Annotated in this window: 10 protein-coding genes and 1 pseudogene; 8 read left to right on the top strand and 3 right to left on the bottom strand. The window is 61.7% G+C overall.

The features are described 5' to 3' along the window. Positions 1-53: 53 nt before the first annotated feature. The 7 genes and pseudogenes from QYE47_RS14090 to QYE47_RS14060 all read left to right on the top strand — a co-directional run bounded on the left by QYE47_RS14090 (position 54) and on the right by QYE47_RS14060 (position 4,477). Positions 54-254 (top strand): hypothetical protein, encoded by a 201-nt coding sequence (locus QYE47_RS14090; protein WP_155766696.1) that lies wholly within the window; start codon positions 54-56, stop codon positions 252-254. Between the two features lie 130 nt (positions 255-384). Next, a pseudogene (locus QYE47_RS14085) lies at positions 385-561 on the top strand (2-hydroxyacid dehydrogenase); the annotation flags it as partial. Positions 562-613: 52 nt separating this feature from the next. Then, positions 614-1,402, top strand: coding sequence for a PhzF family phenazine biosynthesis protein (locus QYE47_RS14080; RefSeq protein WP_070383580.1), 789 nt, complete (start codon positions 614-616; stop codon positions 1,400-1,402). Between the two features lie 67 nt (positions 1,403-1,469). Beyond that, positions 1,470-1,877 carry a GFA family protein gene (locus QYE47_RS14075; RefSeq protein WP_014590177.1) on the top strand — a complete coding sequence of 136 codons (408 nt, stop codon included), beginning with the start codon at positions 1,470-1,472 and terminating at the stop codon, positions 1,875-1,877. Between the two features lie 128 nt (positions 1,878-2,005). Beyond that, the gene (locus QYE47_RS14070; protein ID WP_003254365.1) at positions 2,006-2,344 is read left to right on the top strand and encodes an FKBP-type peptidyl-prolyl cis-trans isomerase; all 339 of its coding nucleotides are present in this window, start codon (positions 2,006-2,008) and stop codon (positions 2,342-2,344) included. Between the two features lie 232 nt (positions 2,345-2,576). Then, positions 2,577-3,239 carry a histidine phosphatase family protein gene (locus QYE47_RS14065; RefSeq protein WP_014590179.1) on the top strand — a complete coding sequence of 221 codons (663 nt, stop codon included), beginning with the start codon at positions 2,577-2,579 and terminating at the stop codon, positions 3,237-3,239. A gap of 44 nt (positions 3,240-3,283) precedes the next feature. Beyond that, the gene (locus QYE47_RS14060) at positions 3,284-4,477 is read left to right on the top strand and encodes a D-amino acid dehydrogenase (RefSeq protein ID WP_070383581.1); all 1,194 of its coding nucleotides are present in this window, start codon (positions 3,284-3,286) and stop codon (positions 4,475-4,477) included. Positions 4,478-4,597: 120 nt separating this feature from the next. Here the strand turns inward: QYE47_RS14060 and QYE47_RS14055 are convergent, their stop codons facing one another. The 3 genes from QYE47_RS14055 to QYE47_RS14045 form a co-directional block, all read right to left on the bottom strand. Next, a complete protein-coding gene (locus tag QYE47_RS14055) occupies positions 4,598-5,326 on the bottom strand; it encodes an aspartate/glutamate racemase family protein (RefSeq protein WP_014590181.1) in 729 nt (242 codons plus the stop codon). A gap of 16 nt (positions 5,327-5,342) precedes the next feature. Continuing rightward, the gene (locus QYE47_RS14050; RefSeq protein ID WP_110160108.1) at positions 5,343-6,875 is read right to left on the bottom strand and encodes an NCS1 family nucleobase:cation symporter-1; all 1,533 of its coding nucleotides are present in this window, start codon (positions 6,873-6,875) and stop codon (positions 5,343-5,345) included. 495 nt (positions 6,876-7,370) lie between these two features. Then, positions 7,371-7,808: an Lrp/AsnC family transcriptional regulator gene (locus tag QYE47_RS14045; RefSeq protein WP_003254357.1), complete on the bottom strand. Its 438-nt coding sequence runs from the start codon at positions 7,806-7,808 to the stop codon at positions 7,371-7,373. A gap of 133 nt (positions 7,809-7,941) precedes the next feature. Between QYE47_RS14045 and QYE47_RS14040 the strand changes: the two genes are divergently transcribed. Then, positions 7,942-8,865: a DMT family transporter gene (locus tag QYE47_RS14040; RefSeq protein WP_070383583.1), complete on the top strand. Its 924-nt coding sequence runs from the start codon at positions 7,942-7,944 to the stop codon at positions 8,863-8,865.

The following is an 8,865-nucleotide window of genomic DNA, read 5'->3' as shown; positions in this document are numbered from 1 at the left end:
GGGAGGACCGCGCTGCAGGCCCCATCCTGGGGCCCAGCGCTTGACGGGCATCCATGCCCGTCACCTCCCTCCGCAAGGCCTACGTTCGGCCTCCTGAAGTCGCGAAGATCAAGATCAAGATCAAGATCAAGATCAACAGCAACAGCAACAGCAACAGCAACAGCAACAGCAACAGCAACGCAGCAACAGCAACAGCACAGTACAGTTTTGCCTTGTTATTTCCATTGACTGTACTGGCCGGTGACTCCGCATAATGACGCCTCGAATTCACCCGGAGGTGGCATGAGCAAGGCAGTCCTGGTACTGGTGGAAACCGTCGACGATTACCTGCCCATGCTGGAGCAGGCCGGCTACCACCTGATCCGTGCCCCTCGCCGCAACTGCGTATTCGACGACGAGCCGACAGTGCCCGATGCACTCAAGGCCTTGCCCAACACCGTGCTCACACCCCACGTGGCTGGCCAATCGCCAGAAGCCGCGCGCGACACGGTGGCCTTGGTGCTGCGCAACCTGCAGGCGTTCTTTGCCGGTGAGCCAGTTTTGACCCCGGTACGCCCTTAACCCTTTTTCCAGATATCTGCCTGGCAGCGCCCGGGTAACAAGGAGTGTGTGCATGCAACTCGAAATCTTCCAGGTCGATGCCTTTTCCACTGAACCGTTCGGTGGCAACCCGGCCGCAGTGATCCCGCTGGACAGCTGGCTGCCGGACGATGTGCTGCAGCGCATCGCTGAAGAAAACAGCCTGTCAGAAACAGCCTACTTCGTGCGCAAAGGCGAAACGATCGACCTGCGTTGGTTCACCCCCACCGTGGAAGTCGACCTGTGCGGCCATGCTACCTTGGCCTCGGCTTACGTGCTGTTCGAGCAACTGGGTGAGCAGGCGCAAGTGCTGCGCTTCAATACCCGCAGTGGCGAGTTGCGCGTCAGCCGTGGCGCTGATGGCCTGCTGGCCATGGACTTCCCCGCCAAGCAACCCGTAGCGGTCGACATGCCAGCGGGTCTTTTGCAGGCGCTGGGCTTGAGCCAGGCGAATGCGGTGTACCGTAGCGACGATTATGTGGTGGTGATCGATGACGCCATGCTGCTCGAAACGTTGAAACCCGACTTTGTTGCGCTATCGGCCTTCGACGTCCGTGGCATTGCCGTGACCGCGGTAGGGCGTGGCTTTGACTTCGTCACCCGCTGGTTCGGCCCGCGGGTTGGTGTGAATGAGGACCCGGTAACCGGTTCGGCACATACCTCGCTGGCGCCGTTATGGGCCCAAAGGCTGGGCAAGAACGTGCTGAGCTGCGAGCAGGGCGGGGCACGCAAAGGGCAGTTGCAGTGTGAAGTGCCGGGCAATGGCCGCGTGATCATCAGTGGGCGGGCGGCGTTGTACCTGCGGGGCAATGTGTACATCTAGTATGGCGTGCGATGCCCTGGGGGGCTTCTATAATTGCAGGCCCATCTTTCCGTTCAAGGAGCCACCCATGGCCCTGGAAAAACAAGGCACCTGCCTGTGCGGCGACACGCGGCTGACGGTCACCGTCGACAATACCCATATCAGCGCTTGTCATTGCAGCATGTGCCGCAAGTGGACCGGCGGCCCGCTGCTGGTAGTGCACTGCAGCAAGCCTCCGCTGATCGAAGGTCGTGCGCCGAGCGTCTATGATTCGTCCGACTGGGCCCAGCGTGCTTTCTGTGGCCGCTGTGGTACCCACCTGTACTACCGGCTCAAGGCCAACGACTTCCATGCCGTGCCGGTCGGCCTGCTCGATGGCGACCACGCCTGGGATTTCGACCTGCAGATCTTCGTCGAACAGAAACCCGCGTGGTACTGCTTCGCCAATCAGACCAAAGAGCTGTCCGGCCAAGAGGTGTTCGAGCAGAACAGCTGATTCAACGTCATGTCTGTACGGAGGCATTCCGTCGGCGAATGCCTCCGTACAATTCTGCGTGAACTTGCCAAACCGGTGCATTCCTGAGAAAAGGGCGGTCTTGTTTTTCAGCGTTTTGGAGTGTACCCGTGAGCCAAGAACTGCAGATCATCGACCTGGTCGAGGGAGACGGCAAAGCCGCCGTCAAAGGTGCCCTGATCACCACCCAGTACACCGGCTGGCTGGCCGATGGCAGCGAGTTCGACTCGTCCTGGTCGCGCGGTAAGCCGTTCCAGTGCGTGATCGGTACCGGCAGGGTAATCAAAGGCTGGGACCAAGGCCTGATGGGCATGCGCGTAGGCGGTAAGCGCAAGCTGCTGGTACCGGCGCACCTGGGGTATGGCGAACGCAGCGTGGGGGCGATCCCGCCAAATTCGGACCTGACCTTCGAGATTGAACTGCTGGAAGTGCTCACGCGGGATGATTGAGTGTTCGCGTTGCAACTCGAGGTTCTTGCACCTTACACAATTGCGCAACACCCAGCCCCTAACCTAGGCCTTGCCCAGGGAACGGCATTCACCTCCAGGGAGGAACCAAACGGGTTCAGGGCACTCTGACCCTCACTCGTGCCAAGGATGGCATTCACTACAAGGATGCCCTCTAGCGGATGGGCGATGTGGCGGGTAAACCCGATTTTCTCTGCCACACGAGCCTGCCTTTATGAAGTTGCCAACATTCTTTCGCCGTCGCCGTCACTTGCTGCTGAGCCTGGTGCTCACTGCCATCGCCGCGCCGCTGGCGCTGGAGGCTGTCGAAAGCCGGGCACAACCGGTGGATGGCACCCAGACCCTGGTGTTTCTGCGTCATGGCGAGAAGCCGGGCGAGGGGCTCGGGCAGTTGAACTGCCAAGGCCTCAACCGTGCGCTGGACCTGGCCACTGTACTGCCCGAGCGCTTCGGCAAGGCCGACTATGTGTTTGCCGCCAACCCCACGCGGCATGTCGAGGAAGGCAGCAGGGATGAAAGCTACAGCTACATCCGCCCATTGATGACCATCACCCCCAGTGCCATCCGCCTCGGCTTGCCGGTGAATATCGACTACGGCGCCAACGATACCGCTGAACTGGCCGATGAGTTGCTGAGCAACAAATACCGCAATGCGACCATCTATACCGCCTGGTCCCACGGCTACCTGCCGGAACTGATCAACACGGTGGCCGGCAAGGCCCTGGGGGAGGAGCGGGTGATCACCGAGGACTGGAGCGGCGAAGACTTCGACACCCTCTACGTACTGACCCTGACCTGGCACGATGGCAAGGCCAGCCTGCTGAGCCGCAATGTGCGTCAGGGCCTGAATGACGGTGCGCATAGCTGCCCGACCTGATCCGCTGGTACTGTTTGGCAAGGAAGCCGGAACAGGGATGAGCAATGAAGCAGCGGGTAACGGTGATCGGTGGCGGAGTGGTGGGCCTGGCGACGGCTTACGCGCTGGTGAGGGAAGGGGGGTCGGTTGATCTGATCGAGGCCCGCGACAGCCTGGCGTCGGCCACCAGCTTTGCCAATGGCGGGCAATTGTCTTATCGCTATGTGGCGCCGCTGGCTGATGCCGGGGTGCCGTGGCAGGCGCTGGGCTGGCTGTTGCAGGGCGAGTCGCCATTGCGCTTGCGCTTGCGCATGGACCCGGCCCAGTGGCGCTGGCTGCTGGCATTCACCCTGGCTTGCAGGCGTAGCGTCAATCGCCGTAATGCCGGGCAATTGCTTGAGCTCGCGCTTTACAGCCAGGCCGTTCTGGCGCAGTGGCGTGAACACCAGAACCTGGGGGATTTCGCCTGGCGGCGCAATGGCAAGTTGGTGGCTTTTCGCAGTGAACGGGCCTTTGCCCAAGGCCGGGAACAGTTGACGGACCCGTCCAGTCAACAGGTGCTGGCGGCTGCCGAGCTGCGCGGGTTGGAGCCTGCCCTGGATGGCGCACCGTTTGTGGGTGGCGTGTTCACGGCGGGCGAAGAGGTTGGCGATTGTCACCTGTTTTGCTTGCGGCTGGAGGCGCTATTGCGCGCGTCGGGCCAGTGCCGTTTCCTGCTTGGCCGGCCGGTGACGCAATTGGTTCAGCGCCAGGGCCAGGTCGTGGCACTGCAACTGGGTGATCAGCAGCTGGACGTGGAGCAGTTGGTGCTGTGTGCCGGGCATCGCGGTCCAGGCTTGGCATTACCGGGAGTGCATATACCGGTTTACCCGCTGAAGGGCTACAGCCTGACCGCACCGATCAGCGCCGGGCACCTGCCCCCGGAGGTGAGCCTTACCGACTATGAGCGCAAGATCGTCTATGCACGCCTGGGGCAGCAGCTGCGGGTAGCGGCGATGGTGGACATTGTCGGGTTCGACGAGTCGGTGGACATGCGCCGTTTGCAGAGCATGCGGCGGCTGGCGCTGGAGACGCTGCCGAGGGCGGCGGATTATGGCCAGGCGGTGGAGTGGGCGGGGATGCGACCAGCGACACCGACCGGGGTGCCGATCATAGGTGGGACGGTGTATCGCAACCTGTGGCTGAACCTGGGGCATGGGGCGTTGGGGTTCACCTTGGCCTGTGGCAGTGCGCAGCGTTTGGCCCGGATGATGCGTTAACCGGGCCGGCCTCTTCGCGGCTAAAGCCGCTCCTACGAGGACCCCAACGGTATTCAGGCGTGTGGGTGGTCCTGTAGGAGCGGCTTTAGCCGCGAAGAGGCCGGTACAGGCGAAGAATATCTAGCGGCCAAAGCGCATCGGCCAGCCCACCACTTTCTTCGCCCGTGGCGTCGCATAGGTGCGCACTTTGGACGTGCTCAAACCCATGCGCACCAGCGATTCGGCAATGGTCACCGCTGCACTCACACCATCCACCACCGGCACGCCGGTGCGTTGGCGAATCTGCTCGTCCAGCCCGGCCATGCCGCCACAACCCAGGCAAATCACCTCGGCCTTGTCGTCACGCACGGCGCGTTCGGCCTGCCCGACAATCGCCTCCACCGCCCGCAGCGGGTCGGCTTCCAGTTCCAGCACCGCCAGCCCGCTGGCTCGCACCGAGGCGCAGCGGTCATACAGGCCCGAGAGCTTCAGGCGGTCCTCGATCAGTGGCACGGTGCGGTCGAGCGTGGTTACTACGGAATAGGCGTGGCCCAAATACATTGCCGTGCTGGCGGCGGCGTCGGTAATGTCCACCACAGGCACGTTGAGCAGTTCCTGCAGGCCTTCGCGGCCATGTTCGCCATAACCGGCCTGGATCACGGCATCGTAGGGCCCTTCAAAGGCCAGGACCCGGTCCATCACCGCGATGGCCGCCAGGTAGCTCTCGAAGTTGCCCTCCACCGATTCGGCGCCGAACCAGGGTGTGAGGCCGACGATTTCGGTACCGGGTGCGGCCACCGCACGGGCCTGTTCGGCAATGGCGTGGGTGATGGCTTCGGTAGTGTTGACGTTGGCGATCAGAATGCGCATGGGCAGTCCTCCCTGACTAATGGCTGCTGTGGTCGACGGCGATGCACTCGCCGCTGATGTCGTGGTATTGGCGGTTGCGTGGGGCGATCAACAGATAGAGGGCGGCGGCGATGCCGGCACCGATCAGCCAGGAGAACGGCGCGATACCCTGGAAGTTGGGCACCAGTGCCAGCACGATGGCCAGCAGTGCGGCCGGCACGAAGGCGGCCACGGCACGCAGGTTGATGCCCTTGCTGTAGTGATAGGCGCCGGCCGGGTGCTCGGTATACAGCTCTGGCACGTTGATGCAGCCTTTGCGCAGCAACCAGTAGTCGGACATGATCACGCCGTACAGCGGGCCGAGCAGGGCGCCCAGGCCCGATAGGAAGTACACGATCACCAGCGGGCTGTTGTACAGGTTCCACGGCAAAATCAGCACCGCCAGGGTGGCGCTGATCAGCCCGGCACGGCGGAAGTTGAGATGGCGCGGCGCCAGGTTGCTGAGTACGAAGGCCGGGGCGACGAAGTTGGCCATGATGTTCACCGCCACGGTGACGATCAGGAAGGCCAGGCAGCCGAGCACCAGGAATGGCGTGCTGGGTATGGCGGCAACGATCTGCGTCGGGCTGTCGATGATCTGGCCGTTGATCTGGAATTGCGCGCCGCACAGCACCACGGTGATCACGGCGAACACCAGGATGTTCACCGGCAGGCCCCAGAAGTTGCCGACGCGGATGGTCTTGCGGCAAGGCGAGGAGCGGGCGAAGTCACAGAAGTTCAGCACCAGGGTGCCGTAGATCGCCAGCCACAGTGCGCCGCCGGCGAAGATGTTGCGCCACATCTCGTAGCCGGTCAGCGGGATAGCCACCGACCAGGCAATGCGCGCGTCGGCCTTGAAGTACATGAACACCGCCAGGGCGGCGACGGTCAGCAGGATCACTGGCCCGGCAAAGGCCTCGTAACGGCGCACCATCTCCATGCCGTAGGCCAGGATCACCAGCTGTACCAGCCAGATCGATACGAAACATACCCAGCCCAGGCTCGACAGGCCGAGGATGCTGTCGTGGTCGTAGGCTGCAAGTTGCGGCCACACGGCGGTGAGCAGCACCCGCAGCACCACCGATGCCAGGTAGGTCTGGATGCCGAACCAGGCGATGGCGATGACGGCACGGATCAGCGCCGGGATCTGCGCGCCGTGGATGCCGAAAGCAATGCGGCTGATGACCGGGAACGGTACCCCGGTTTTCTGCCCCATATAACCCGACAGGTTCATGAAGAAGTACACCAGTGCCGCGCCGATGGCCAGCGACAGCAGAATTTGCCAGCCGCCCAGGCCGAGGGCGAACAAGCCCATGGCGAACGAATAGTTGGCGATATTGTGCACATCGTTTGTCCACAACGCGAAGATGCTGTAGCCGCCCCAGCGACGGCCTTCCATACGCGTGGGCGCCAGGTCGCGGTTATGCAGGCGCGGGCTGAGAACAAGGTCCGGCTGGTGGCCGGCAAGCGTGGACGCGGGGTGTGTGCTGGCGACGGATTGTTCAGGGGCAAGGTCGAGGCTGCTACTCATTCCGGCGGGCTCCTGATGCACATGGACTGCGATGAGCGGGCATGCGCACGGGCTCGCCATCTCGTCGGTGCAGCGTTGGCATCACAGGGTTGTGGGCGCGGCGGCTGACATTGGGTCGGCGTCGCGGATTCTTGTGTACCTATGTTTTGTTTAAGTTGTATACAAAACACGAACACACAAAAGCGAGTTCCATGCCAAAGGAAGAGCAGGTTTCAACAGGCGATCATTTCTAACTTATCTTTTTGAAAGGTAAGTTGATGAAATACAGAGAATATAAGTTGACCAAACGAACAAGTTTAAATTTTTGAAAGATTGATTAGTTGATCATTTGGTCAAAATAACGGGTGGAAAGTGTGTAACGAATTGGGGCGCTACTGAAGAAAGTGCACACAAAAATGGCACCTATGGTTACGTTTTTGTGTACAAAAAATAGTCAACTTTTCTGTGTTGACCTCTTCGCGGGCACCCCTGCAAGGAGGCCAGTACAGAGGCCAATCAATCCATTGGCGGCAACCGCCGCTTGACCGGGGTCTTCTTGATGATCGCGGTATTGGTCTCAGCCAGCACATTCATGAGGTCGAGCAGCGTGTCCAGCTGCTCCATCGAGCGCACATGCAGTCGGGCGACGAAGCAGTCTTCGCCAATGACCTTGTCGCATTCGGTGAACTCAGGGATGGCAATGATCTGGCGCTCCACTTCTTGCAGCTTCCCCGGTAGCGGACGGATGCGCACGATCGCCTGCAACTGGTAGCCAAAGGCGCGTGGGTCGACCTCCACGGTATAGCCGCGCAGCACACCACGCTCTTCCAGCCGGCGCAGGCGCTCGCTGACGCTGGGTGCGGACAGCCCGCTGACCTGCGCCAGAGCCTTGAGCGAGCGGCGCGAGTCCTCCATCAGTGCGTTGATCAATAATTGGTCAATGGCATCGGTCATGCTCACCTCATCAGGTAATTCGTGTTATCTGCCTTGATAGTAAAGGTAGGTTGGCGAAAATGCCTTGGTTATCCGCTGGATGGCCAGCCTGCAGCCTTTGCATACTGTTGCCATTATCAAAGGGAGGTTTGAGATGGACAGTTCATTGCGCCGTGGCTCGCTGGAAATGGTGGCCGCCATGCTGATTTCCGGGACCATTGGCTGGTTCGTGCTGGTGTCCGGCCAGCCGGTGCTGGATGTGGTGTTCTGGCGCTGCGTGTTCGGTGCCGTGACCTTGCTGGCGATTTGCGCCGCGTTTGGCTTTCTGCGCCCAGGCGTGATCAGCCGCACGGCATTTTTGCTGGCGATTGCCAGCGGGGTGGCCATTGTCGGCAACTGGCTGCTGTTGTTCGCTTCGTACGCACGGGCGTCGATTGCCATCGGCACGGCGGTTTACAACGTGCAGCCATTCATTCTGGTGGGGCTGGCGGCGCTGTTTCTGGGCGAAAAGATCACCTTGGCCAAGGTGACCTGGCTGAGTGTGGCGTTCCTCGGCATGCTGGCCATCGTCAGTGCCCATGGTGCTGGGCAAAGTAATGGCGAGGACTATCTGCTGGGGATTGCCCTGGCGCTGGGGGCGGCGTTTCTGTATGCAATCGCGGCCTTGATCATCAAGCGCCTGAGTGGCACGCCCCCGCACCTGATTGCGCTGATTCAGGTAACCACGGGTGTGTTGCTGCTGGCGCCATGGGTCACGCTTGGCGGGTTGCCGGTCGAAGTGCCGGCGTTGGCCAGCTTGTTGACACTGGGGATGGTGCACACCGGCCTGATGTATGTGCTGTTGTACAGCGCCATCCAGCGTTTGCCCACGGCGTTGACCGGTGCGCTGTCGTTCATTTACCCGATTGCGGCAATTCTGGTGGACTGGGTGGCGTTCGGGCACCGCCTGGCGCCGCTGCAGTGGCTGGGCGTGGGGTTGATCCTGCTGGCGGCGGCGGGCATGCAGCAGGGGTGGTGGTTCCGCTCGGCGCGGCATCCTGTAGGCGCGGGTTTACCCGCGAAGAGGCCCGCAAGGTAG

Origin of the sequence: Pseudomonas sp. 2,4-D (assembly GCF_030418155.1) — a bacterium.
Taxonomy (GTDB): Bacteria; Pseudomonadota; Gammaproteobacteria; order Pseudomonadales; family Pseudomonadaceae; genus Aquipseudomonas; species Aquipseudomonas alloputida.
Note: the sequence above shows the minus strand (reverse complement) of the source record. Positions and strands in the feature narration are given on the sequence as shown.